Below are 26,060 nucleotides of genomic sequence, written 5' to 3'. Positions count from 1 at the left end.
CGCTGTTTTGGTGCGGCTAAAACCGTTTGTACGATAACTGGTTAAACCTTGAGCAATTTCCGCTATAATCCGCGCCCCCCTTTTTTGGTAGGCTGCTCGCGCGCTGTTTTCATGAAACTAATCGTTAAAGTCTTCCCCGAAATCACTATCAAGAGCCGTCCGGTTCGGATGCGTTTCGTCCGTCAATTGGCCAAAAACATCCGTGCTGTGCTCCGCGATCTGGACCCGGCTGTGGTGGTGACAGGTGTGTGGGACAACATCGAGCTGCAAACACGCGTAACAGACCCCAAAGCCTTGAAGGAGATGACTGAGCGCCTGAGCTGCATGCCGGGCATCGCGCATTTCCTGCAAGTTGACGAGTACCCGTTGGGTGACTTCGATGACGTCGTTGAAAAGTGCAAACTGCATTTCGGCGACGCCTTGGCGGGCAAGATCTTTTCAGTGCGCTGCAAGCGTGCCGGCAAGCACCCGTTCACCTCGATGGAAATCGAAAAATACGTCGGCAGCAAGCTGCGACGTGAATGTGGTGCGGCCGGAATTGACCTGAAAAAGCCGGAAATCGAAGTCCGCTTCGAAATTCGCGACCAACGGTTGTTTGTGATTCACAGCCAGCACGACAGCATTGGCGGCTTCCCGCTGGGCTCGCTGGACCAGACGCTGGTCTTGATGTCTGGTGGCTTCGATTCGACCGTGGCGGCCTATCAGGTCATGCGCCGCGGCCTGATGAGCCACTTCTGCTTCTTCAACCTCGGCGGGCGTGCCCACGAGCTGGGCGTGATGGAAGTCGCGCACTATATATGGAAGAAGTACGGCAGCTCCCAGCGCGTGCTGTTTGTCAGCGTTCCGTTCGAAGAAGTATTGGGCGAAATTCTCGGCAAAGTCGATAACAGTCATATGGGCGTCATTTTGAAGCGTATGATGTTGCGCGCTGCCACCCGTATCGCTGAACGCCTGGAAATCGAAGTGCTGGTAACCGGTGAAGCGATTTCTCAGGTATCGAGCCAGACGCTGCCCAACTTGTCGCTGATTGACTCGGCTACTGACAAGCTGGTGTTGCGCCCACTGATCGTCAGCCACAAGCAAGACATCATCGATCAGGCAGAGGCAATCGGTACGGCCGATTTTGCCAAGCACATGCCTGAATATTGCGGGGTGATTTCGGTCAACCCCAAGACCCACGCCAAGCGCAACCGCGTGGAGTATGAAGAACAACAGTTTGATATGGCCGTGCTTGAGCGTGCGCTCGAGCGGGCTAAACTGGTTCCAATTGATCGGGTCATCGATGAATTGGGCCAGGACTTGCAAGTCGAAGAAGTCAGCGAAGTGCTGGCGGGCCAGATCGTGATCGACATCCGTCACCCGGATGATCAGGAAGATCGACCGCTGGAACTGGCTGGCATCGAAGTACAAGCGTTGCCGTTCTATGCTTTGAACAGCCGCTTCAAGGAACTGGATGACACCCGTCAGTACCTGTTGTATTGCGACAAAGGCGTGATGAGTCGCCTGCATGCTCACCATTTGCTCAGTGAGGGACATGCCAATGTGCGCGTTTATCGACCGAGCTAAGAGCCCGGGGCTGTATGCCTGTGGCCTGCGTCACCGGCCCCCCGACGCCGCCGTCAAGCTGTAACGGCTTTGCCGGACTCTACTGTTAATCGCTGCCACGACCTGTCAGCACACCGAATCCTCTGATCGAGATACACAAGTGATCGAAAATCTACGTAACATCGCCATCATTGCTCACGTTGACCACGGTAAAACCACCCTGGTAGACAAACTCTTGCGTCAATCCGGCACTCTGGAGCGCAACGAGCTCAACGACGAGCGCGTGATGGACTCCAACGACCAGGAAAAAGAGCGCGGCATTACCATTCTTGCCAAGAACACCGCTATCAACTGGAACGGCTACCACATCAACATCGTGGACACCCCGGGCCACGCCGACTTCGGCGGTGAAGTTGAACGTGTAATGTCGATGGTTGACTCCGTTCTGCTGCTGGTTGACGCTCAAGACGGCCCTATGCCGCAAACCCGTTTCGTGACCAAGAAGGCTTTCGAAGCCGGCCTGCGTCCAATCGTGGTCATCAACAAGGTTGACCGTCCAGGCGCGCGTCCGGACTGGGTTCTGGATCAAATCTTCGACCTGTTCGACAACCTGGGTGCTACCGAAGAACAGCTGGACTTCAAAGTGGTTTACGCCTCTGCCCTGAACGGTATTGCTGGTCTTGACCACACCGACATGGCTGAAGACATGACCCCGCTGTACCAGTCGATCGTCGACAACGTACCAGCACCAAAAGTTGACCGTGATGGTCCGTTCCAGATGCAAATCTCGGCACTGGACTACAACAGCTTCCTGGGCATTATCGGCGTTGGCCGTATCGCTCGTGGTCGCGTCAAGCCGAACACCCCGGTTGTTGCCATCGACGCTGACGGCAAGCGCCGCAACGGTCGTATCCTGAAGCTGATGGGTCACCACGGTCTGCACCGTGTAGACGTTGAAGAAGCTTCGGCAGGCGACATCGTTTGCATCAGCGGTATGGATTCGCTGTTCATCTCCGACACCCTGTGTGATCCGATGAACGTTGAAGCGATGAAGCCGTTGACCGTTGACGAGCCAACCGTTTCCATGACCTTCCAGGTAAACGACTCGCCTTTCTGCGGTAAAGAAGGCAAGTTCGTGACGTCCCGTAACATCAAGGAACGTCTGGACAAAGAGCTGCTGTACAACGTTGCTCTGCGCGTTGAAGAAGGCGACACCGCTGACAAGTTCAAGGTTTCCGGTCGTGGCGAGCTGCACTTGTCCGTACTGATCGAAACCATGCGTCGCGAAGGCTTCGAAATGGGCGTTGGTCGTCCAGAAGTAATCATCCGCGTTGTAGACGGTGTTAAGCAGGAACCGTTTGAAAACGTAACCATCGACACCCCTGAAGAAACTCAGGGCAAGGTGATGGAAGAGATGGGCCTGCGTAAAGGCGACCTGACCAACATGGTGCCGGATGGCAAAGGCCGTGTTCGTCTGGAATACAACATCCCTGCTCGTGGTCTGATCGGTTTCCGTAACCAGTTCCTGACCCTGACCAACGGTGCTGGCATCCTGACCTCGATCTTCGATCGCTACGACACCATGAAGTCGGGCCACATGTCCGGCCGTCAGAACGGTGTTCTGGTATCGGTTGAGACAGGCAAGGCGCTGACCTACTCCCTGGAAACTCTGCAGGCGCGTGGCAAGCTGTTCGTTGAGCACGGTCAAGAGATCTACAACGGTCAGATCGTTGGTCTGAACAGCCGTGACACCGACATGGGCGTTAACCCTACCAAGGGCAAGAAGCTCGACAACATGCGTGCTTCGGGTAAAGACGAAACCATCGCTCTGGTTCCACCTGTTCGCTTCACTCTGGAACAGGCTCTGGAATTCATCCAGGACGACGAGCTGTGCGAAGTAACTCCTAAGTCCATCCGTCTTCGTAAGAAGATCCTGGACGAAGGCGAGCGTACCCGCGCTGCTAAAAAAGCCAAAAACTAAGTTAATTAGTTAGCGGCAATAAAAAACGCCCCCGGCCTTGCGGTCGGGGGCGTTTTTTTGTGGCCGTAATTTGTGTTGAAGGCGGCCCCTCACCCCAGCCCTCTCCCGAGGGAGAGGGAGCCGATAGGTGGTGTAGCGCAAATCTGTTTCTTGCTTTCAGTCCCCTCTCCCTCCGGGAGAGGGAGCCGATAGGTGGTGTAGCGCAGATCTGTTTCTTGCTTTCAGTCCCCTCTCCCTCTGGGAGAGGGAGCCGATAGGTGGTGTAGCGCAGATCTGTTTCTTGCTTTCAGTCCCCTCTCCCTCTGGGAGAGGGAGCCGATAGGTGGTGTAGCGCAGATCTGTTTCTTGCTTTCAGTCCCCTCCCTCCGGGAGAGGGAGCCGATAGGTGGTGTAGCGCAGATCTGTTTCTTGCTTTTAGTCCCCTCTCCCTCTGGGAGAGGGAGCCGATAGGTGGTGTAGCGCAGATCTGTTTCTTGCTTTTAGTCCCCTCTCCCTCCGGGAGAGGGCTAGGGTGAGGGCGCTTTTGCGCTTAAAAATCCATCAGCTTGACGCTGCTGTTCTTGCGCTCAACGGCTTTGGGGATATACGCGCAATACCCGGGGCGCGGCCCAATTCGCGGGTGATTGCGGCACGTGTCCGGGCGCTTTTCATAAATGGTGCACATGCGCGATTTGCGATCCAGATACAGGCAATCGTTATTGCTCATGCGCTGCAGGGTGAAAATCCCCGACTTCTGGTTGAATCGCTCAACGATGCCGTCTTTCTGCAAGCGCTTGGCGATGTTCTTCGGCGGGTCGCCGAGCTCGAACTCATCGACCAGGCCAATGCGGATCAGGTCTTTGATCTTGACCTCGACCGGCAGCGTGCAGCAGCTGGAAATGCAGGAACCGCACATGGGCGCAGAGTATTTGGCCCAGGTATCGAGACGGTCGATTTCCGCGGCGGCGATCAGGTTGGACTTCATCGGACTTAATATTCCAGCGTGCATCAGGGCGCGCGATCATACCGGGGTTGGCGAAAGAGTGAGCAACCATTTGCCGGTTTTTTGCACACAGCCATGTTTTAACGCATGTCACCGGGCGCGTGCATGGTTTTGGGGCATCAACGCGCGCGTCGGCTGATTTTTATGAAACCCGTCAAAAAAGCCCGAATCAAAGCCCTTGGTTCTTGTCGAACCGTCTAGGCTGAGTCCTACCCGTTCTTCAAATCGCTCCATCTCGATTGAGGTTGTATCGATGCCCCAGGAACCGCTTGTTAGTGACGATCAAGTAGCAGCATTTCGAGATGCTGTTCTCGCCAAATTGACCTACGCGGTGGGTAAAGATCCAGAACACGCGTTTGACCACGACTGGTTTGAAGCCGTCGCACTGGCGGCGCGCGACCATATGGTCGAGCACTGGATGGACAACACCCGGCAGATTTATCGAAAAGACCAGAAGCGCGTGTATTACCTGTCGCTGGAATTCCTGATCGGTCGCCTGCTCTACGACAGCCTGAGCAACCTTGGTCTGCTGGAGGTGGCGCGTGAGGCTATGAGCGAGCTGGGGGTCGATCTGGAGCGCATTCGCCTGCTGGAGCCGGATGCGGCGCTGGGTAACGGTGGTCTCGGACGTCTGGCAGCCTGCTTTATGGAAAGCATGTCGACTCTGGGCGTTGCGGCTCACGGTTATGGCATTCGCTATGAGCACGGGTTGTTTCGTCAAAGCATTGTCGATGGCTGGCAACAGGAACAAACCGAGAATTGGCTGGACTTCGGCAACCCTTGGGAATTCGAACGCGCCGAAGTGCTGTACTCCATCGGCTTTGGCGGCTCAGTGGAGTCCAAAGAAGATGAGCAAGGCCAATTGCGGCAAATATGGTGGCCGGGCGAAACCGTGCGCGCTGTCGCCTACGACACTCCGGTTGTGGGCTGGCGCGGGGCTAGCGTCAACACCTTGCGCCTGTGGCGGGCGAGGGCGCTGCACGATCTGAATCTGGGGCGGTTCAATGCCGGCGACCATTTAGGTGCAGTGGCCGAAGTGGTGCGCGCAGAGAGCATCTCCCGCGTGTTGTACCCGGCAGACAGCAACGAGGCGGGGCAAGAACTGCGCCTGCGTCAGGAGTACTTCTTTGTATCGGCTTCGCTACAGGACTTGCTGCGCCGCCACCTGCACGCGCACGAGAACCTGATGAACCTGGCCGACCACGTTTCGATCCAGCTCAACGATACCCACCCCTCAATCGCCGTTGCAGAGCTGATGCGCATTCTGGTGGACGAGCACGCCATGGCGTGGGCTGTGGCGTGGCAAATCACGGTCGATACCCTGTCCTATACCAACCACACCTTGCTGCCGGAGGCGCTGGAAACCTGGCCGGTCGCGTTGATGGAGCGCCTGTTGCCACGGCATATGCAGATCATTTACCTGATCAACGGCTATCACATTGATTCGTTGCGCGAAAAAGGTGTCCATGACTTTGACGTGCTGCGGGCCGTGTCGCTGATCGAAGAAGACCACGGCCGCCGGGTGCGCATGGGTAATCTCGCCTTTTTGGGCTGTCACAGCGTCAACGGGGTGTCCGGGCTGCACACCCAACTGATGCGCAGCACGGTCTTTTCCGAGCTGCACAAACTTTACCCGGACCGCATCAACAACAAGACCAATGGGGTGACTTTCCGCCGCTGGCTGTTCCAGGCCAATCCGCCGCTGACCTCCATGCTGGTCGATGCGCTGGGGGCCGATGTACTCGATGAGACCGAGCACAAACTGATCAAACTGGAACCCTTCGCCGAGGACGCCAACTTCCGTAAAAGGTTTGCGCAACAGCGCCTCCAAAACAAATGCACCTTGGCAGCACTGATTTATGAGCGGTTGGGGGTGGTGGTCAATCCCGAGGCGATGTTCGATGTGCAGGTCAAGCGCATCCACGAGTACAAGCGCCAGCTACTCAATTTGCTGCACACCGTGGCGCTGTATCAGGCGATCCGGGCCGAGCCGGGCAATCATTGGGTGCCCCGGGTGAAAATCTTCGCGGGCAAGGCCGCCGCCAGCTACGACCAGGCCAAGCTCATCATCAAATTGGCCAACGACATCGCCCGCACCGTCAATAACGACCCGACCGTGCGCGGTTTGCTCAAAGTCGTGTTCATCCCCAACTACAACGTCAGCCTGGCCGAGAACATCATTCCGGCAGCTGACTTATCGGAGCAGATTTCGACCGCAGGCTTCGAAGCGTCGGGTACCAGCAACATGAAATTCGGGCTCAATGGCGCGTTGACCATTGGCACGATGGACGGTGCCAACGTGGAGATGTGCGAACGGGTAGGGGCTGAAAACATGTTTATTTTCGGCCTCAGCTCGCAGCAGGTCGAGGCGCGCCAACGCAGTGGCGAATTTCATGCGGGCCCCGAGGTGGCTGCTTCGCACCGGCTCAACGATGTCTTGCAGGCGATTCGCAGCGGGGTGTTTTCCCACGACGATCCGGCGCGTTACACCGCCATGATCGACTCGCTGATCAACTATGACCGTTTTTTGGTCTGCGCTGACTTCGACTCGTATTGGTCTGCGCAGATGCGCGTCGAGCACTTGTGGCACGACAAGGATGCCTGGTGGCGGGCGGCGGTACTGAATACCGCGCGCATGGGCTGGTTTTCGTCGGACCGCACCATTCGTGAGTACGCCACCGAAATCTGGAAAGCGCTGTAACTCCGTAGCAGCTGCCGCAGGCGGCGTTCGATGGCGAAGCAATCGTAAAATCAGAGCACGCGGCTTAACTGAAACACCGCAAGGGCTGATTCACGACGGCTGCGCCGCCGAACGTCGCCTTCGGCAACTGCTACGGGTCGTGAATGCGATGAGGTGGGGTATTTCACCCCTTAACTGAACCCGTTCGGTCAGTTCTGAGTCTGATTAGAAGATTTGCTTGGCAACTCGCGTTAAACTGCGCGGGTTTTCGCCCCCTCCCCCTAGTTCGGAGCCTTACATGTCCCGCGTTACCCTGAGTCGCTATCTGATCGAGCAGACCCGCAGCAACAACACCCCTGCTGATTTGCGTTTCCTCATCGAAGTGGTGGCGCGTGCTTGCAAAGAGATCAGCCACGCTGTGTCCAAAGGCGCCCTGGGCGGTGTTCTGGGCAGCATGGGCACTGAAAACGTGCAAGGTGAAGTGCAGAAGAAACTCGACGTGATTTCCAACGAAATCCTGCTCGAAGCCAACGAATGGGGCGGTCACCTGGCCGGCATGGCGTCCGAAGAAATGGACAATGCCTACCAGATCCCTGGCAAATACCCGAAAGGCGCCTACCTGCTGGTTTTCGATCCACTGGACGGCTCGTCCAACATCGACATCAACGCACCGGTTGGCACCATTTTCTCGGTACTGCGTTGCCCGAATGAATACCTGAGCCAGAACGAACCGCTGAACGAAAAAGCCTTCTTGCAGCCAGGCACTGAGCAGGTTGCTGCCGGTTATGCCATCTACGGCCCTCAGACCATGCTGGTACTGACGTTGGGCGACGGCGTGAAAGGCTTCACCCTGGACCGCGAAATGGGCAGCTTCGTACTGACTCACGAAGACATCACCATTCCTGAAAGCACCCAGGAATTCGCCATCAACATGTCTAACCAGCGTCACTGGGAAGCTCCGGTACAGCGCTATGTTGACGAGTTGCTGGCAGGCGAAGAAGGCCCGCTGAAGAAGAACTTCAACATGCGCTGGGTCGCGGCAATGGTGGCCGACGTGCACCGTATTCTGACCCGCGGTGGCCTGTTCATGTACCCGCGTGACAGCCGCGAGCCTTCCAAGCCAGGCAAACTGCGCTTGATGTACGAAGCCAACCCGATGTCCTTCCTGGTTGAGCAAGCAGGCGGCGCGTCCACAGACGGCCACCAGCGTATTCTCGACATCCAGCCAGAAGGTCTGCACCAGCGTGTAGCGGTGTACCTGGGCTCGAAAGAAGAAGTGGCACGCATCACCGCGTATCACAAGGCATAAGTATTATCTGTAGCCGCTGCCGCAGGCTGCGATGGGCTGCGCGGCAGCCCTGTTTTTGAAGGGCCTAGGGCCCTTCGCGCAGCCTGCGGCAGTGGCTACACGTCCTGCATCCCCCCGCCAAACAAATCCTTGCTCCCTGCGGGAACCCCTCCGCGTTTATCTCTTCTAAGCTTTCAGCAGGCAGCAATGCCGACTTTCTTATTCAGGAGTTTTTCCATGAAGTTGCGTTCTTTGGCATTGTTGTCCTTCTGCGTGTTGCTGGCGGCCTGCAGCAAGGTCAATCAAGAGAACTACTCCAAAATCTCGGCAGGCATGAGCAAGGCACAAGTCGAGCAACTGCTGGGTTCGCCCACTGAGTGTTCAGGTGCGCTGGGTATGTCGAGCTGCACATGGGGCGACCAGAAAGCCTTTATCAGCGTGCAATACGCAGGCGATAAAGTGTTGATCTTCTCGGGCCAGGGTTTGAAGTAAGACTGATCAGGAGCGTTGCGATGAAACGTCTATTAGCCAGCCTTGGGGCTGCGTTGGTGTTGGCAGGGTGTTCGACTTCCAGTAATGACCCGATGGCGCCTAGAACGGTCGATAATGTCGACCTTAAACGCTATCAGGGCACGTGGTATGAGCAAGCCCGATTGCCGATGTTCTTCCAGCGTGACTGTGTCCAGTCTGAAGCTCATTACAGCTTGAAACCCGATGGCAACGTAGCGGTGCTGAACCGCTGCTTGACCGCAGAGGGTAAGTGGCAGGAAGCCAAAGGCACGGCTACCCCGCAAGTGCCGGGTAAAACCGACAAGTTGTGGGTCGAGTTCGATAACTGGGTGTCAACCTTGTTGCCCGGCGTAACCAAGGGCGATTACTGGGTGCTGTATTTGGGCGACAACTACAGCACGGCGCTGGTGGGTAACCCAGACCGCAAATACCTGTGGTTATTGTCACGCAAGCCGCAAATTGACCAGCAAACCCGCGATGAACTGCTCAGCAAGGCTCAGCAGCAGGGCTATGACACCACACGCTTGATCTGGCGCACGCCCGATGCGGACATGCCAAAAGGTACGAAGTAAGGCCGATGTGCCCCTCAGCGAGCGCTGGGGGGCACAGGCTTAACCCTTAACCGCGCAGCAGGGTCTTCCAGGCGCGGTTCTGGTACACGGCGATGGCTTGTTGCTTGCGAGCGTTGAGCAATTCGTCGTTGTGCTCTGCATCTTCAGAAATGGGCATATTGGCCAACTCCTGCAACTTGTTCATCTCACCGTACAAACGGTCCAGCTCCGGAATTTCCAGCACGTTACGCGCCAGACGCAACCATGCCTGAATGCGCTCGATGCGCGGCAGTTGCTCGGCCAGGTCTTCGGGTTGCTGCTGGTAGCGATTCAAGCGCAAAGCGATGGCTTCGTCCGACAGCAAACGTGGCAGCCAGCTGGCCAGTTGAGCGGCGCCCTGACGATTGCCGCGAGTGGTGCCGCGATCAACAGTCCAGCTGCGTTCCATCAACCAGCGCGACGTGTTCAGGGAGAATTGGCCCCAGCGAGGGTCTTCCAGCTCTTCCAGAAACTGCTCAGGCGCGGCTTTACGCACGTCTTCGTCGTCCTGACCTATCTGCACCATCGGGCGCCAGTCTTCCAGCAACGCGTCCAGTGCAGCTCGCAGCGCGCTGGTGGATTGACGTGGCGCGGCCTGACCGAGGCTGCTGACCAGTGCGCGCAGGTCGATCAGTTGCTGTACCCAGTCTTGCAGCAAGCGCCAGTGGCCATTGAAGCGATACTGCTCGGCCAGACGCTGGCTGTTGCCCAGCAAGTGCCAGGCCAGTGCGGCAAACGCATCGTCCAGGGGTGTTTCAGGGGTCAGCTCGGGCGCGGGCAGGTTGACCGAATAGCTGTTGGCGTCGAACAGGCGATAGCCACGCTCGGCCTTGCTGATGTCACACGGCATCAGGGCCAGCTTCTCGGCCAGTTCAGCGGCGAGTTCCAGCAGGGCAGCCGGCTCGCCTTCACGCAGTTCGAGTTCCAGCTCGCAGATTTCTTCTTTCTGCTTACCGGCAATCACGTGGCCCAGATCCAGCGCCGCCTCGATCACAACCTTGGCTTTGCCTCGGCCCCACGAGATTTCCGCGCGTTCGCGGACAAAATCGGTGGTGAAGATCGGTTTCAGCGTTTTTTTGTCCAGCTCGGCCAGTTGTTCAGGCCAGCATTCGCCGTCGAGCAACTTGGTGTCGAGCTTGGCTTTCGCCAGTTTCCAGTCGTATTCGTTACGCTGCGACAGACCGGCAACACTTTGGCCGCGGGTTTTGAGGGTTTGAATCACCTCGTCGCCATCGCGGCGCAGACGCAGGGCAACCTTGGCCTTGGCCAGGTCGCGCTCAGGCGTGTCGAAGTACTGATTGAGCAACTCACGGCTTTCCCAGCCACTTTTGTTGCGCTTTTTCAGCAGAGGGTGCTCACGCAAGGCGGCGAGGGTTTCGCGGCTTACGCGCAGTTTGATTTCGGTTTCTTTGTGCATGGCCGGAAAATCCAGAAGCGGTGTGCAGCCGGGGAAAGAGTGGCTGCTAAGGCCGTGCAGTGTACAGGACTCGCCGGGGCTATGCCCCGCATGGGTTTATTCTGCGGCGCAGATGGCTCTATGATGGGCCTCGCCCAGCTAACAGGAAGTCAGCGCATGCCTTTACCTTCCCTCAAAGAGCAGTTCGCTGCCTTGATCGGCACGCCGTCGGTCAGTTGCACTCAGCCTCATCTGGATCAGTCCAACCGTGCCGTGATCGATTTACTGGCCACCTGGCTGGGTGATTTGGGCTTCAGCTGCGACATCCAGCAGGTCAGCCCCGGTAAATTCAACCTGCTGGCAAGCTTTGGCAGCGGCCCCGGCGGGCTGGTACTGGCCGGGCACAGCGACACCGTGCCGTATGACGAAGCGCTGTGGCAGACCGATCCGCTCAAGCTGACCGAAGTCGATAACCGCTGGGTCGGTCTGGGCAGTTGTGACATGAAAGGCTTTTTCGCGTTGATCATCGAGGCCGTGCGCCCGTTGCTTGATCAGCCGTTCAAGCAGCCTCTACTGATTCTGGCCACCTGTGATGAAGAAACCTCGATGGCCGGTGCGCGGGCGTTGGCCGACGCCGGTCGGCCGCTGGGTCGGGCGGCGGTGATTGGCGAACCCACGGGGCTCAAGCCAATCCGCATGCACAAAGGCGTGATGATGGAGCGCATCGACATACTGGGGCGCAGCGGTCACTCCTCCGACCCCAGCCTTGGCCACAGCGCGCTGGACGCCATGCACGATGCGATGAGCGAACTCAAAGCCCTGCGCCAGCAATGGCTGGGCGAGTACCGTAACCCGCAATTCAGCGTGCCACAGCCAACCTTGAACTTCGGCTGCATTCACGGCGGCGACAACCCCAACCGCATTTGTGGCCAGTGCTCGCTGGAATTCGACCTGCGACCTTTGCCGGGGATGGACCCGAACGCGCTGCGTGCGATCATTCGCAGCAAGCTGGAGCCCTTGGCCGAACGGCATCAGGTGAACATTGATTTCGCCCCCATTGCCGCTGGCGTGGCGCCTTTTGAACAGGCTGCCGACGCTGAGCTGGTACGCGTGGCCGAGCGCCTGACCGGCCATGTCGCGCAAGCAGTAGCGTTTGGCACTGAAGCGCCTTATCTTCAGCAGCTTGGCTGCGAAACCATCGTGCTCGGCCCGGGTGACATCACCTGCGCGCATCAACCGGGTGAACACCTGGAAATGTCACGTTTGCAGCCGACCGTGCGTCTACTGACCCAATTGATTGAACATTATTGCCTGACCCCGGCCCGGTAAATTGCCCGAGCCCCGCCCCGTACACACAAGGAGAGCACGCGTGTTGCCAACTTTGTTTCGACGATAACCATCAGCCCGTTGTGCGCGTGTTGTTTTTGCCCTTTTTAGGCGACTCTATTTTTTACAGGCTCTGGTTATGCACGATTACGTTAATTGGTTGCGTCACGCGTCTCCTTACATCAATGCCCACCGCGATTGCACCTTTGTCGTCATGCTTCCCGGCGACGGTGTGGCGCACCCCAACTTTGGCAATATTGTTCACGACTTGGTGCTGCTGCACAGCTTGGGGGTGCGTCTGGTGCTGGTGCACGGTTCGCGCCCGCAAATCGAAAGCCGGCTGCAAGCCCGTGGCCTGATGCCGCATTACCACGATGGGTTGCGAATCACCGATGCGCCGACCCTTGAATGTGTGATCGACGCTGTGGGCCAGTTGCGCATTGCGATCGAAGCACGCCTGTCGATGGACATGGCGTCCTCGCCGATGCAGGGTTCACGTTTGCGGGTGGCCAGCGGCAACCTGGTGACTGCGCGCCCGATTGGCGTGCTCAACGGCGTGGACTACCACCACACAGGCGAAGTGCGCCGGGTCGACCGCAAGGGTATCAACCGCTTGCTGGATGAGCGCTCGATTGTCTTGCTGTCGCCGTTGGGTTACTCGCCTACAGGTGAAATTTTCAATCTGGCCTGCGAAGACGTTGCCACCCGTGCAGCGATTGATTTGGGGGCAGACAAACTGTTGTTGTTCGGTGCCGAACCGGGCTTGCTCGACGAAGACGGCCGGTTGGTGCGTGAACTGCGGCCGCAACAAGTGCCCGCGCACATGAAGCGTCTGGGCAGCGACTATCAGGCAGAACTGCTGGATGCGGCGGCTGAAGCGTGCCGGGGTGGCGTGCCGCGCAGCCATATCGTCAGCTATGCCGAAGACGGCGCGCTACTGACCGAACTGTTCACCCGTAACGGCGGCGGTACGCTGGTGGCGCAAGAACAGTTTGAAGTCACGCGCGAAGCGGCGATTGAAGACGTGGGTGGTTTGCTTGAACTCATCAGCCCGCTGGAAGAGCAGGGCATTCTGGTGCGGCGCTCGCGCGAAGTACTGGAGCGCGAAATCGAGCAATTCAGCGTGGTTGAGCGTGAAGGCATGATCATCGCCTGTGCGGCGCTGTATCAGATTGCCGATTCGGATGCGGGGGAGTTGGCGTGCCTGGCGGTGAACCCGGAATACCGTCATGGTCGCCGGGGTGATGAATTGCTGGAGCGCATTGAAAACCGGGCGCGGGCGCAGGGGTTGAAGACGCTGTTTGTACTGACGACGCGCACGGCGCACTGGTTCCGCGAGCGTGGTTTTGAGCCGAGCAGCGTAGAGCGCCTGCCTGCGGCGCGGGCTTCGCTGTACAACTATCAGCGTAATTCGAAGATCTTTGAAAAAGCGCTGTAAAGCGCCTGCGGCACCCTCACCCTAGCCCTCTCCCGGAGGGAGAGGGGACTGGTCGGTGGCGTTGCGCCTATCTGTTTTTGACTTTAGCCCCCTCTCCCTCTGGGAGAGGGTTGGGGTGAGGGTCTTCAGCGCGAGCTATCAAAATTCCAGCAAACACACATCATCACAAGTCAAAAACAGATGTTCGCAACACCTCAGATCAGCCCCCTCTCCCTCTGGGAGAGGGTTGGGGTGAGGGTCATCAGCGCGAGCTATCAAAATTCCAGCAAACACACATCATCACAAGTCAAAAACAGATGTTCGCAACACCTCAGATCAGCTCCCTCTCCCTCTGGGAGAGGGTTGGGGTGAGGGTCTTCAGCGCCAGCCATCAAAACTCCCGCAAGCACACATCATCAATGACGGCCTTGCCCATGTCGCACAAATAGTGCGAAGCCCACGCATGCCGCTCGCTGTCTTTGCCGCGCGCTGCATCAAGAGCGAGCTTCTTGGCGCAATACAACAGCGCAGACACCTGCTCCAGCGCCTGACGCAAAGGCACATTGGGGTTAACACGAAAAAGGTCGATGTTGTCTTCGCCGCAAGGGCCAAAGGTAACGGCGCCGAGGGTGGTGATGGGGGGCGGTTTCATCATCAAGCGTGCTCCTAAAAGGAATAAGAGCTGCCACATTTGTGTTTAGGCAAAGGTGACAGCTGTACGCAGGCTGGAAACCGGGACAATTGAGCAAACCCGGCAGATCCGAAGATCTCCCGCGCACAGCCGTCATAACGCGAAGGCTAATGCATATAAAACGCCAACTATCTGAGTAATAGATGGCGCCAAGGTGCTCAATTGTTCTTCAGGTTTCCAGGCCCGGCCACTGTTTTTTTCAGCGACGGTGCACAGTACGCCCGTCCCTTAAATTCAGAAGTCGTCCATTGCCGCTATTCGCGTAGGAGGCTGCGCTTTTGTGTGCGCGTATCCCCATTCGCGCCTAATACAAATCACTCAACAAAAAATCCACTGGCCTACAAAGACTCCGGACTCAGCTGATTTCGGCAAGTTTTTTATGCCGATAACGTGCGGCGCTCTCCCCCAGGAAAGCGTCACATGGCCAGTCAGAAAAGAGTCACTCAAACACGTCGGCATTCAGGGGGCGACGCGGGGCAGGGTTATTGGTACTACGACGACATGACCCCCGCTGAACTCAAAGAACGCGAAGTCCTGATAACCCAGTACGAGGCCATGCAGGCGCGACAAGAAGCTTACATGGAGCCCCGCCTAGCTGATTTCGCGGCGCAGGAACGCCTTGAAGTCGAGCGCCGGGGTTGTGTCTTCGCCAAGTCCTGCAAACTGCCCGACGCCGTCATCAACTACAACGATCCTGCGGGCTTTGTGCCCGTCGACAGCCTGAGTGATTACGGCACCTTCGCGATTTTGGGAGCCCGGCAGTCAGACAATTCCGGGTTAGTGCCACTGGAACTAATCAGTGGCGCAGTCCCCGCGGGTGTGGGCGGTTTGGCTTTGGGCGGCGCGGCCACTGGAGCCACCGCCAGCGGAGTCGCCGCAACCACGGGAACGACCGCCACTGGAGCTGCTGCAACCACTGGCGGAACAATGATTGCCAGCGGTTTATTAGGCTTTATTGCATTGTTCTGGCCGTCTTCACTGGGCGACAGCGCGTTGTACACCGAAGACCAACTGCGCTCACTCAAACAAGCCCGTACCCGAATGCGTTTGTACGTTGAGCCGCAGGCAGATGGTTCGCTCAAAGGGTATGGCTTCTACACCGGCTCAAAACCCGAATGGGAAATGATCGACGTCATCCAGTTCAGCCAACGCGGCGCGCAACAGGTCGCCGACTTTGGAGACGGCGTCGAATTGATTTGGACGCCGGCGATTGATCCAACAGACACCCTCGGCATTCCACCGTTAAAAGGCGCGCCACACACCCCGCATATCTGGATCTTCCCACCGACCAAAAACGCCGACACCCTCATCGTCAACCCGATCTACCCGCCGGATTACAAGGACTTCATTCTTGTGTTCCCGGCTGACTCGGGGGTGTTGCCGCTTTATATTGTTTTGAATGTGCCGCGTAAGGGCGTTACTGCGTTAGGGCACTTGTATCATTCGCCACCTGAAACAGAAGAAATTACTGCCTTTCCGGAGCTTAAAAGGGTGCAGGGCAAAACGCCGCGCCAAGGCGGTGGAGGCTTTCGTAGACGATGGGTAGACAGTAAAGGCCGACGTATCTATGAATGGGATTCACAACATGGAGAGCTTGAAGTTTATCGGGCAAGTGATGGAAGTCATTTAGGAGCATATGACCCTGTTACGGGAGCACAAAACAGTCCTCCCAAGAAAGATAGAAACATCAAAAAATATTTGTGAGGTGTGCGATGGGCTTGAAATTAAGACTGGCTTGGTATGACAGAAATACAGGGCAGGGAGAGGGAGTAGAGCTGTCCCAAGACTTCGGGGACGACGTGAGTGTCATGGATGAACTTGGGCTTTCAACAGATCTTGACATTAATAATGGAGAGTTCGATGTTGCGAATGAGTGGCTAACTATTTTGCAGCCCTTGTTTGTGCATTCCATAGATTTGGGTTTGTTTAATTATCAGATTTCATTTAACTATAAAACTTAACGCTTGGTAAAATTCCGGGTAGACCGGCATGTTGTTTATTTCAAGCTCGCTCCTATACATGGTTGCATTCAAGTGTCGCGGTGTGTCGCTGAAACGCAGACTTGCCAGTCACCCCGACAAGGACTATTGCACCATGAAGCATGTACTGATGGGTGTCACTAAAAATGAAGACGTAGCGCCCTTCCAACTAGAGTTAGCACTATCGCTGTCGGACCTCACATTGGTTATGGGTTGGGAAGAAGATGAAGATTGTCTTTATGACTATCGACTGACAGCTCAACAAATTTCAGCGCTTGAAAAATATTGTTCTTTCGAACTTCCGAAAGATCTTGATCTTTATCTGACGTGTAATAGTTGAAAAACAGTTGCTACATGCAATAAGCGGGTATCAGACGCTGGTAAAAACCAGCGCCTGACACACACCTCAGTTACTGATTGCCAAAATACTCGCCTGATACGAGGCCACAAACTGATCGAAATCGCCCTGTTCGATTTGCTCGGTTTCGATTTGTTCTTGCAATGACGTGCGCGCCTTTTCTTCGAACGCCGCCTGCTCTTCTGCACTCAACGGCTCACTGCGAAAGTATTCGGCATGAGCCAGGCTTTGACGCATCGAGAACTGGGCGAAGCTTTCTTTATGCTCGGTCATGCTCGCCAATACCTTGGCGGACGGTGTCAGGGACACATCCTTGACCTTGGCCAATTGCTCGTCCAACGCTTTGCTATGGGCATCGCCGCCGTGGCTCTGGTCAAGCAAGGCCGCCAGTGGCGCAATCTGCTCCAGCAGTTCTGCTGCCCATTCCTTCATGTCGACCGCCTGGCCGTCGCGTTGCAGTTGCAGGCCCGGACGGCGACCTTCTTTGACCACGCTCGCGAAGTTGGAGGTGCAACTGCTGCACTCAGCGTTATCAAACTGCGGGCTGTCATTGAATGCGCAGTACAGCAGGAACGCATCCAGAAAACGCGACTCGTGCAGATCGATGCCTACGGGCAGGAACGGGTTGATGTCCAGCAGGCGCACTTCTACGTACTGCACACCACGGGCCACCAACGCCTGAACCGGCCGCTCACCCGTGTAGGTCACGCGCTTGGGACGGATGTTGGAGTAGTACTCGTTTTCGATTTGCAGGATGTTGGTGTTCAGTTGCACCCATTCGCCATCTTTGTGGGTGCCGATCTCGACATACGGCGGGTAGGGCGTGGCCACCGCCTTGCGCAGGCTGTCGGTGTAGCTGTCGAGGTTGTTGTAGCACGGCGTCAGCCCGGCCTGAGCATTGCTCTGGTAACCCAGGTCGCTCATGCGCAGGCTGGTGGCGTACGGCAGGTACAGCGTGTCGGCGTCAAATTGTTCCAGCTGGTGCGCACGGCCGCGCAAGAAGCCGGCGTCCAGCGCAGGCGAGGCGCCAAACAGGTACATCAACAGCCAGCTGTGACGGCGGAAGTTACGAATCAAGGCGATGTAGGCATCCGACTGATAGTCGCGGTCGGTGCCGACAAATCCTTCGGCCTCTTTAAGCACCGGCCACAGCGCTTCAGGCAGGCTGAAGTTGTAGTGAATGCCGGCAATGCACTGCATGGTTTTGCCGTAACGCAGGGCCAGGCCCTTGCGGTACACGTACTTGAGCTGGCCGATATTGGACGTGCCGTAGTAGGCAATCGGAATATCTTCTTCGGCCGGCAATGGGCACGGCATCGAAGGGCTCCACAGGAACTCGTTGCCGAGCTTGCTGTAGGCAAAACGGTGAATCTTGTCGAGGCTGGCCAGCGTCTCTGCCGGGTCAGGCAGGGCCGGGGTGATGAACTCCAGCAGCGACTCGGAATAGTCGGTGGTGATTTGGTCGTTGGTCAGGGCCGAGCCCAGTGCTTCAGGGTGTGGCGTTTGCGCCAAGCGGGCGTCGCCCGTTACGCGCAGGCATTCGCGCTCGATTCCGTGCAGGCACTGCTCAAGTAAAGAGAGGTTGGCGCGCTCACCGAGCAGAGCCAGGCGGCGGTTGAGAAGTTGGCTCAAGTTGGATTCCTTCACGCGTCAGTCGCCCCAATATGGGGGTGGTCAGGACGGTCTACAAGGGTGAAGTTGAAACTGGCGTGGTCGCCTGGTTTATGTCGGCAACGCTCAGTCCCGTTCCTGTTTCGGCTCGCGGCGCTCCAAGCGCATTTCGGCACTCTACAAGTGCCGAAATTAACTCAAATGGCAGGTGGCCGCTACAGCACTGCGAACGTGCCTTGCGCTTTTGCGACAAGTTTGTCGCCTTGCAGCACATCGGCTTCGACGACCAGCGTACGCCGGCCGGGGTGTATGACGGTGGCGATGCACACGACTTCGCCTTCAGACACCGCCCGGATGTAGTTGATCTTGCACTCAAGGGTCACGCTCTGCTGGTCAAAGCCATGGGCGCTGGAACAAGCCAGCCCCATGCTGATATCGACCAGACTGAACAACGCACCGCCATGCAGTTTGCCACCCCGGTTGCGCAGCTGTGGCTCAAGGCTCAGCGCCACGTGCGCGACACCGTCTTGCACAGACTGCACGCGGCAACCGATCAATTCGCTGAACGCGCTTTGGGTCATACCGTCCGGGAGGACCATTAGCGTTTCTTCAGCTGTTTGGCGTTGGCAAACAACGAGGCCATCGCGTTATTGGCCGGGGCTGCAGCCACGGTTTCTTTACGCGGCGCGCTGTTTTGCTGACGCGGTGCAGAACCTGGGCGAGCACCCCGCGCGCCGTCGATTTTCTCGCCGGGCGTGTCGCTCATGCGCATCGACAGGCCAACGCGTTTGCGCGGGATGTCGACTTCCATCACCTTGACCTTGACCACGTCACCGGCTTTCACGGCTTCACGCGGGTCTTTGATGAATTTCTCGGACAAGGCCGAGATATGCACCAAACCATCCTGATGCACGCCAATATCGACGAAGGCACCGAAGTTGGTCACGTTGGTCACTACACCTTCCAGAATCATGCCCAGTTGCAGGTCTTTGAGGTCTTCGACGCCTTCCTGGAACTCGGCAGTCTTGAACTCTGGACGCGGGTCGCGACCTGGCTTTTCCAACTCCTGGAGGATGTCAGTGACGGTCGGCAGGCCGAAGGTTTCGTCGGTGAAGGTTTTTGGGTCAAGACGCTTGAGGAAGCTCGCGTCGCCAATCAGCGAGCGAATGTCGCGACCGGTGTCCGAGGCAATGCGTTTAACCAGCGGGTAGGCTTCAGGGTGAACCGCCGAGGCGTCCAACGGGTTGTCGCCATTCATGACGCGCAGGAAGCCGGCAGCCTGTTCGAAGGTCTTTTCGCCCAGACGGCTGACTTTTTTCAGCGCCGCACGGGTTTTGAAGGCACCGTTCTCATCGCGATGGCTAACGATATTTTGCGCCAGCGTGGCATTGAGGCCAGAAATACGGGCCAGCAAGGCCACCGAAGCAGTGTTCACGTCTACGCCCACGGCGTTTACGCAGTCTTCGACCACCGCATCCAGACCACGTGCCAGCTTGAGTTGGGACACGTCGTGTTGGTATTGGCCGACACCGATGGATTTAGGGTCGATTTTCACCAGCTCTGCGAGCGGGTCTTGCAGGCGACGGGCAATCGATACGGCGCCGCGAATCGATACGTCCAGATCCGGGAATTCCTTGGCCGCCAGTTCCGAAGCCGAATACACCGAGGCGCCCGCTTCGGACACCATGACTTTGGTGACTTTCAGGGCCGGGTATTTCTTCATCAGGTCGATCACCAGCTTGTCACTTTCGCGACTGGCGGTGCCGTTACCGATGGCGATCAGGTCAACCGAGTGCTTGGCGCACAGGGCCGCCATGATCGAAATGGTCTGGTCCCATTTGTTGTGCGGTACGTGCGGGTACACGGTGGCGTGTTCGAGCATCTTGCCGGTGGCGTCGACCACGGCGATCTTGCAGCCGGTACGCAGGCCCGGATCGAGGCCCAGGGTGGCGCGCGGGCCAGCAGGTGCGGCCAGCAGCAGGTCGTGCAGGTTGTGAGCGAAGACGTTGATGGCTTCGGTTTCAGCACCATCGCGCAGCTCACCCAGCAGGTCGGTTTCGAGGTGGGTATAGAGCTTGACCTTCCAGGTCCAGCGCACCACTTCGCCCAGCCATTTGTCTGCGGGCCGGTTTTGATTTTCCAGGCCGAAGCGTTGGGCAATCATCATTTCGCCTGGGTGCATCGTGCCGGGCAGTTCTTCACCGACTTTGAGCGATGAGCTGAGAATGCCTTCATTGCGACCGCGGAAAATAGCCAGCGCGCGGTGCGAAGGCATGCTTTTGAGCGGCTCGTCGTGTTCGAAGTAGTCGCGGAACTTGGCGCCTTCTTCTTCTTTACCGGCGATGACGCGAGCACTGAGCACGGCTTCTTGCTTGAGGAAGCTGCGCAATTTGTCCAGCAGGCTGGCGTCCTCGGCGAAGCGCTCCATCAGGATGTATTTGGCACCATCGAGGGCAGCCTTGACGTCTGCCACGCCTTTGTCGGCATCGACAAAACGGGCCGCTTCGGTTTCCGGGTTCAGGGTCGGATCGTTGAACAGGCCATCGGCCAACTCGCCCAGGCCTGCTTCCAGGGCAATCTGGCCCTTGGTGCGACGCTTCTGCTTGTACGGCAAGTACAAGTCTTCGAGGCGTGTTTTGGTCTCGGCAAGTTTGATGTCGCGGGCAAGCTCGGGGGTCAGCTTGCCTTGTTCTTCGATGCTGGCAAGAATGCTGATGCGCCGTTCATCGAGTTCTCGCAGGTAGCGCAGGCGTTCTTCCAGATGACGTAACTGGGTGTCATCCAGGCTGCCGGTCACTTCCTTACGGTAGCGGGAGATGAAGGGTACGGTGGAGCCTTCATCCAGAAGAGCGACGGCCGCTTCGACCTGCTGCGGGCGCACGCCAAGTTCTTCGGCGATGCGGCTGTTGATGCTGTCCATAAAACCACCTGACAAATTGTGAAGCAGGCTCGCAGGCCCGGGCTTGAAGGCTTGCGAGGCTGGTTGAACGGCTTGAAGAGCGCCGCTACCTGGGCCAAAAGGGCAGCCTGTTGACCCGCGAAATCAGCACATTACGCCCGTACTTGAAAAAATAATGTCGGACGCAATCTTTGGAGAATCCAGGGTTGCCAGAGACAAAAGGCGGCGCATTATAACCAGCGTTCCCGGATTCAGGGCACTGCGCACTGTAGTCATACAGAGAGGCATACTGTTAGCAGAGGAAAAATCTGCTAACAATGCACACCATGCGTACGGCAGCAGCTAAGCCATAATGCGCGCCGAGATCACAGGAGCTACTAAATGAGCAGCATTGCACAGCCAGCTGAAGGCGAAAAAATTCTCATCGTTGATGACGATCCGGGGCTCAACAGCCTGCTGGAGCGTTTCTTCACCAGCAAAGGCTACCGCGCCCGCGCTGTGCCAAATACTGAGCAGATGGACCGTTTGCTGGCGCGTGAGGTCTTCAACCTGATCGTTCTGGACCTGATGCTGCCCGGTGAAGACGGGCTCACTGCCTGCCGCCGCTTGCGTGCCGCAAACAATCAGATCCCGATCATCATGCTGACGGCCAAAGGCGATGAGCTGAGCCGTATCAAAGGTCTGGAGCTGGGTGCGGACGACTATCTGGCCAAGCCTTTCAACCCCGATGAACTGATGGCGCGCGTCAAGGCTGTATTGCGTCGTCAGGCAGCGCCGGTCCCTGGCGCGCCGGGCAGCGAAGATGAAAGCGTAACCTTCGGCGATTACGAGTTGTCTTTGGCCACCCGCGAACTCAAGCGTGGCGATGAAGTGCATATGCTCACAACCGGTGAGTTTGCCGTGCTTAAAGCATTGGTCATGCATGCCCGCGAGCCGTTGACGCGCGACAAGCTGATGAACCTGGCCCGAGGTCGTGAGTGGGATGCGCTGGAGCGTTCAATCGACGTTCAAATCTCCCGCCTGCGCCGCATGATTGAACCTGACCCGTCCAAACCCCGCTATATCCAGACGGTCTGGGGTGTAGGTTATGTGTTTGTGCCGGATGGCAACGCAACCAAATAATCAATCATTTGTAGGAGCGAGCCTGGCAGAAATCTGAGTACTGCCAAGGCTCGCGATTTCAAACTGTGCGAGTCTTGGAACTCACTCCTGCAAAGTGTAAAGACGTATGAAAACCCCGCTGTGGTTCCCCCAAAGTTTTTTCTCCCGCACCCTCTGGCTGGTACTGATCGTCGTCCTGTTCTCCAAGGCGCTGACACTGGTTTATCTGTTGATGAACGAAGACATGCTGGTGGATCGTCAATACAGCCACGGGGTGGCTTTGACTCTGCGCGCCTACTGGGCGGCCGATGAGGAAAACCGCAGCAAAATTGCCGATGCTGCCGGGCTGATTCGTGTGGTCGGTGGCGGTGTGCCTGAAGGCGAGCAGCATTGGCCCTACAGTGAAATCTATGAGCGGCAGATGCAGGCAGAGCTGGGGGGCGATACTGAAGTTCGGTTGCGCATGCATGCCCCGCCAGCGCTGTGGGTGCGCGCCCCAAGTCTGGGCGACGGTTGGTTGAAAGTGCCGTTGTACCCGCACCCGTTACGCGGTCAGAAAATATGGAGTGTGTTGGGGTGGTTCCTGGCCATTGGTTTGCTGTCGACCGCTTCAGCCTGGATTTTTGTCAGTCAACTCAATCAGCCCCTCAAACGTCTGGTATATGCCGCCCGTCAACTTGGGCAGGGACGCAGTGTGCGATTACCGATCAGTGATACGCCGAGTGAAATGACCGAGGTGTACAGCGCGTTCAACCAGATGGCCGAAGACGTCGAACAGGCAGGGCGTGAGCGGGAGCTGATGCTGGCAGGCGTGTCTCATGACTTGCGCACACCGCTTACGCGCTTGCGCCTGTCGTTGGAGCTGATGGGTAATCACAGTGACCTGACTGACGATATGGTGCGCGATATTGAGGACATGGACGCCATCCTTGATCAGTTCCTGGCGTTTATTCGAGACGGGCGCGATGAGCCGGTGGAAGAAGTTGACCTGGGTGAATTGATCCGCGAAGTGGTGGCCCCCTATAACCAAAACGAAGAGCAAGTGCGCCTGCGCTTGCAGCCCATCCAGCCGTTTGCGTTGCGCCGGGTATCGATGAAGCGCTTGCTCAACAACTTGATCGGCAATGCGCTGCACCATGCGGGCGGCGACGTAGAAGTTGCAGCTTATGTCTCGGGCGACAACAGCGCGCCGTATGTGGTGTTAAGTGTGATGGACCGTGGGCCGGGCATAGACCCGTCCGAGCTTGAAGATATCTTCAACCCGTTTATTCGCGGTGATCGTGCGCGGGGCGGCAAAGGTACGGGCTTGGGCCTGGCGATCGTCAAGCGAATCGCCTCCATGCACGGTGGCAATGTTGAACTGCGCAACCGTGCCGGTGGTGGCCTTGAAGCCCGAGTGCGCTTGCCGCTGGGGCTGATGTTGCCAAGAGGGGCGGTTTAACGCTGGGAAGCCCCGTAGCAGCTGCCGTAGGAACAAGGCTGCGTTCGTCGACGAAGTCGACGTAAAACCAGAGTGCACAGTTTATCTATAAGACCGTACCTTCAGGTTTTACGACGGCTTTGCCGCCGGACGCTGCCTTCGGCAGCTGCTACAGGGACGATTAGCCTTTGCCTTTGGTGCGGGTCATATTCGGGCCGCTGTTTTTTTCCAGATGCTCAATGATGATTCCGGCCACATTCTTGCCCGTGGTGGTTTCAATACCTTCCAGCCCCGGCGATGAGTTGACCTCCAGCACCAAGGGGCCGTGGTTGGAGCGCAAGATGTCCACACCCGCCACGCTCAACCCCATGACCTTGGCTGCACGAATGGCCGTCATACGCTCTTCCGGGGTGATCTTGATCAGGCTGGCGCTGCCCCCGCGGTGCAGGTTGGAACGAAACTCTCCCGGTTTGGCCTGACGCTTCATGGCTGCAATGACCTTGTCACCCACCACGAAGCAGCGAATGTCGGCGCCACCGGCTTCCTTGATGTATTCCTGCACCATGATGTTTTGTTTGAGGCCCATGAAGGCTTCAATGACCGACTCGGCTGCTGTCGCGGTTTCGCACAGCACAACGCCGATGCCTTGTGTGCCTTCCAGTACCTTGATCACCAGCGGTGCGCCGTTGACCATTTCGATCAGGTCGGGAATATCGTCTGGCGAGTGAGCAAAGCCGGTAACCGGCAAACCCAGCCCGCGTCGCGACAACAGTTGCAGCGAGCGCAGTTTGTCCCGCGAGCGGGCAATGGCCACCGACTCGTTGAGCGGGAAAACACCCATCATTTCAAACTGGCGCAGTACCGCGCAGCCATAGAACGTTACGGATGCGCCAATACGCGGGATAACGGCGTCGAAGCCTTCCAGCGGCTTGCCGCGGTAATGGATCTGCGGCTTATGACTGGCAATGTTCATATAGGCCCGCAGGGTATCGATCACTACCATTTCATGGCCTCGTTCAGTACCGGCTTCAACCAGACGACGAGTGGAATACAGACGCGGGTTACGCGACAGCACAGCGATCTTCATGCAACACCTGTGGCAGAGGTAGTAGTGACCGGGAATACCGGCTTGTCTTGTACATATTTAAGCGCCGGGTTGACGACGAGTGTGCCATCAATCAGTGCTTTGGAGCCTAGCAGCAGGCGGTAACGCATGGACTTGCGGCAGGCGAGGGTGAACTCGACGGGCCACACCCGATCGCCCAGCGCCAGGCCGGTGCGGATCACATAGCGAACCTGTGTATGACCGTTGGAGCTTTTAATGGTTTTAATCGCCACCAAAGGGGCTTCGCAACGGCGATGGCGCAGTTGCACCAGCGTGCCCAAATGGGCATTGAAACGTACCCACTCGACACCGTCGCGCACAAAGGGCTCGATTTCGGTGGCATGCAGGCTGGAGGTACTGGCACCGGTGTCGATTTTCGCCCGCAGGCCAACGACTCCCAAATCGGGAAGCGCCACCCACTCGCGCAGACCGACAACGGTCAGATGATCAAAAGTCTTCAATAGTAGTAACCGGCGATTAACGTATACAGGCCGCAGGAGAACCCTGAGGCAACGCTTAAAGAGCGTAGGGCGGTATTCACGCAGAATATTGAGCAAATGGCGAACGTTATCTGCGCGCTGCAGTGTGCTGCCTGAATATGTCAGTTTGAGCAGGCAGGCATTCTATAGAAGAGTCATGTTTATGGACTCTTCGAAAACGGTAGTACAGTTCTGATTATTTAAATGAAGAGGGGTTCAAATGGCGCAAAAACCTGAAGAGGACGACAAGGTTCGTCTGGACAAATGGCTATGGGCAGCCCGCTTCTTCAAGACCCGCGCGCTGGCCAAATCCGCGATTGAAAGCGGCAAGGTTCACTGCCGCGGTGAGCGTTGTAAACCGAGCAAAGAGCCACGCCTAGGCGACGAATTGCAGATTCGGATCGGTCTGGAAGAACGCACGGTAGAGGTTAAAGCTCTGAGTGTGGTGCGTCGTGGTGCCCCTGAAGCCCAAGCCCTGTATGCCGAAACCGAGCACAGTATTGCCAAGCGCGAAAACGCGGCGGCCCTTCGTAAATCAGGCGCGATGGGCATTACCAGCGATGGCAAGCCGACTAAAAAGCAGCGCCGTCAGTTGCATCAGTTTCATGAGTCTGGTGGTGATGATTAAACCGGTTTGGGAGGCAGACCAAACGTTTTTGTGTGAACCGTATGTCGATTGCCAGCGCGTCATGCCTTGTAACT

22 protein-coding genes are annotated in these 26,060 nt (G+C 57.3%); 14 read left to right on the top strand and 8 right to left on the bottom strand.

From position 1 onward, the window contains the following. Positions 1-111 precede the first annotated feature (111 nt). Positions 112-1,566, top strand: a complete 1,455-nt coding sequence (thiI, locus tag FJD38_RS09025) for a tRNA uracil 4-sulfurtransferase ThiI (protein ID WP_122785260.1) — start codon at positions 112-114, stop codon at positions 1,564-1,566. 139 nt (positions 1,567-1,705) lie between these two features. Beyond that, entirely contained in the window at positions 1,706-3,526 is a 1,821-nt protein-coding gene (typA, locus tag FJD38_RS09020) for a translational GTPase TypA (RefSeq protein ID WP_122785259.1), read from the top strand. Between the two features lie 529 nt (positions 3,527-4,055). Here the strand turns inward: typA and FJD38_RS09015 are convergent. After that, a complete protein-coding gene (locus tag FJD38_RS09015) occupies positions 4,056-4,490 on the bottom strand; it encodes a YkgJ family cysteine cluster protein (protein WP_122785258.1) in 435 nt (144 codons plus the stop codon). A 271-nt stretch (positions 4,491-4,761) separates the two neighbouring features. Between FJD38_RS09015 and FJD38_RS09010 the strand changes: the two genes are divergently transcribed. The 4 genes from FJD38_RS09010 to FJD38_RS08995 all read left to right on the top strand — a co-directional run bounded on the left by FJD38_RS09010 (position 4,762) and on the right by FJD38_RS08995 (position 9,558). After that, a complete protein-coding gene (locus tag FJD38_RS09010) occupies positions 4,762-7,209 on the top strand; it encodes a glycogen/starch/alpha-glucan phosphorylase (protein WP_146384935.1) in 2,448 nt (815 codons plus the stop codon). Between the two features lie 277 nt (positions 7,210-7,486). After that, complete coding sequence (locus tag FJD38_RS09005; protein ID WP_122785256.1) at positions 7,487-8,497, top strand: class 1 fructose-bisphosphatase; 1,011 nt, start codon at positions 7,487-7,489, stop codon at positions 8,495-8,497. A 216-nt stretch (positions 8,498-8,713) separates the two neighbouring features. Continuing rightward, entirely contained in the window at positions 8,714-8,968 is a 255-nt protein-coding gene (gene bamE / locus FJD38_RS09000; protein WP_122785255.1) for an outer membrane protein assembly factor BamE domain-containing protein, read from the top strand. A gap of 20 nt (positions 8,969-8,988) precedes the next feature. Further along, positions 8,989-9,558, top strand: a complete 570-nt coding sequence (locus tag FJD38_RS08995; RefSeq protein WP_122785254.1) for a lipocalin family protein — start codon at positions 8,989-8,991, stop codon at positions 9,556-9,558. Positions 9,559-9,604: 46 nt separating this feature from the next. Here the strand turns inward: FJD38_RS08995 and FJD38_RS08990 are convergent, their stop codons facing one another. Continuing rightward, positions 9,605-10,993 (bottom strand): CYTH domain-containing protein, encoded by a 1,389-nt coding sequence (locus FJD38_RS08990; RefSeq protein ID WP_146384933.1) that lies wholly within the window; start codon positions 10,991-10,993, stop codon positions 9,605-9,607. Between the two features lie 156 nt (positions 10,994-11,149). Here FJD38_RS08990 and argE point away from each other — a divergent pair, with 156 nt between their 5' ends. Both argE and argA read left to right on the top strand, forming a co-directional pair. After that, positions 11,150-12,301 carry an acetylornithine deacetylase gene (gene argE / locus FJD38_RS08985; RefSeq protein WP_122785252.1) on the top strand — a complete coding sequence of 384 codons (1,152 nt, stop codon included), beginning with the start codon at positions 11,150-11,152 and terminating at the stop codon, positions 12,299-12,301. Positions 12,302-12,437: 136 nt separating this feature from the next. Beyond that, positions 12,438-13,736: an amino-acid N-acetyltransferase gene (gene argA, locus FJD38_RS08980; RefSeq protein WP_122785251.1), complete on the top strand. Its 1,299-nt coding sequence runs from the start codon at positions 12,438-12,440 to the stop codon at positions 13,734-13,736. Between the two features lie 370 nt (positions 13,737-14,106). Here argA and FJD38_RS08975 read toward each other — a convergent pair whose 3' ends face one another. Further along, positions 14,107-14,370, bottom strand: a complete 264-nt coding sequence (locus FJD38_RS08975; protein WP_122785250.1) for a DUF3077 domain-containing protein — start codon at positions 14,368-14,370, stop codon at positions 14,107-14,109. A gap of 456 nt (positions 14,371-14,826) precedes the next feature. On the opposite strand from FJD38_RS08975, the gene FJD38_RS08970 reads away from it, so the two are divergent. The 3 genes from FJD38_RS08970 to FJD38_RS08960 all read left to right on the top strand — a co-directional run bounded on the left by FJD38_RS08970 (position 14,827) and on the right by FJD38_RS08960 (position 16,725). Then, positions 14,827-16,110, top strand: a complete 1,284-nt coding sequence (locus FJD38_RS08970; RefSeq protein ID WP_146384931.1) for a colicin E3/pyocin S6 family cytotoxin — start codon at positions 14,827-14,829, stop codon at positions 16,108-16,110. Between the two features lie 8 nt (positions 16,111-16,118). Beyond that, entirely contained in the window at positions 16,119-16,367 is a 249-nt protein-coding gene (locus FJD38_RS08965; RefSeq protein WP_122785248.1) for a colicin E3-like toxin immunity protein, read from the top strand. A 133-nt stretch (positions 16,368-16,500) separates the two neighbouring features. Further along, complete coding sequence (locus tag FJD38_RS08960) at positions 16,501-16,725, top strand: DUF7683 domain-containing protein (protein ID WP_122785395.1); 225 nt, start codon at positions 16,501-16,503, stop codon at positions 16,723-16,725. Positions 16,726-16,791: 66 nt separating this feature from the next. Here the strand turns inward: FJD38_RS08960 and gshA are convergent, their stop codons facing one another. The 3 genes from gshA to FJD38_RS08945 form a co-directional block, all read right to left on the bottom strand. Further along, on the bottom strand, positions 16,792-18,375 hold the full coding sequence (gshA, locus tag FJD38_RS08955) for a glutamate--cysteine ligase (RefSeq protein ID WP_122785247.1): 1,584 nt from the start codon (positions 18,373-18,375) through the stop codon (positions 16,792-16,794). Between the two features lie 194 nt (positions 18,376-18,569). Then, entirely contained in the window at positions 18,570-18,953 is a 384-nt protein-coding gene (locus FJD38_RS08950) for a PaaI family thioesterase (RefSeq protein WP_146384929.1), read from the bottom strand. Continuing rightward, a complete protein-coding gene (locus FJD38_RS08945) occupies positions 18,953-21,274 on the bottom strand; it encodes a Tex family protein (protein ID WP_146384927.1) in 2,322 nt (773 codons plus the stop codon). Before FJD38_RS08945 ends, FJD38_RS08950 begins: the two co-directional genes overlap by 1 nt. Positions 21,275-21,634: 360 nt before the next feature. On the opposite strand from FJD38_RS08945, the gene ompR reads away from it, so the two are divergent. Then, a complete protein-coding gene (ompR, locus tag FJD38_RS08940; RefSeq protein WP_122785244.1) occupies positions 21,635-22,375 on the top strand; it encodes an osmolarity response regulator transcription factor OmpR in 741 nt (246 codons plus the stop codon). 106 nt (positions 22,376-22,481) lie between these two features. Next, positions 22,482-23,795 (top strand): ATP-binding protein, encoded by a 1,314-nt coding sequence (locus FJD38_RS08935; RefSeq protein WP_122785243.1) that lies wholly within the window; start codon positions 22,482-22,484, stop codon positions 23,793-23,795. Positions 23,796-23,955: 160 nt separating this feature from the next. Here the strand turns inward: FJD38_RS08935 and rimK are convergent, their stop codons facing one another. Both rimK and rimB read right to left on the bottom strand, forming a co-directional pair. After that, complete coding sequence (gene rimK, locus FJD38_RS08930; RefSeq protein ID WP_048364596.1) at positions 23,956-24,861, bottom strand: 30S ribosomal protein S6--L-glutamate ligase; 906 nt, start codon at positions 24,859-24,861, stop codon at positions 23,956-23,958. Further along, positions 24,858-25,340 carry a retropepsin-like aspartic endopeptidase RimB gene (gene rimB / locus FJD38_RS08925; RefSeq protein WP_122785242.1) on the bottom strand — a complete coding sequence of 161 codons (483 nt, stop codon included), beginning with the start codon at positions 25,338-25,340 and terminating at the stop codon, positions 24,858-24,860. Before rimB ends, rimK begins: the two co-directional genes overlap by 4 nt. Before the next feature lie 238 nt (positions 25,341-25,578). Here rimB and FJD38_RS08920 point away from each other — a divergent pair, with 238 nt between their 5' ends. Then, positions 25,579-25,986 (top strand): RNA-binding S4 domain-containing protein, encoded by a 408-nt coding sequence (locus FJD38_RS08920; protein WP_146384925.1) that lies wholly within the window; start codon positions 25,579-25,581, stop codon positions 25,984-25,986. Positions 25,987-26,060 lie beyond the last annotated feature (74 nt).

Origin of the sequence: Pseudomonas saxonica, from assembly GCF_007858365.1 — a bacterium.
GTDB lineage: Bacteria > Pseudomonadota > Gammaproteobacteria > Pseudomonadales > Pseudomonadaceae > Aquipseudomonas > Aquipseudomonas saxonica.
The sequence above is the reverse complement of the archived record's forward strand: the minus strand, read 5'-3'. Positions and strand labels throughout refer to the sequence as shown.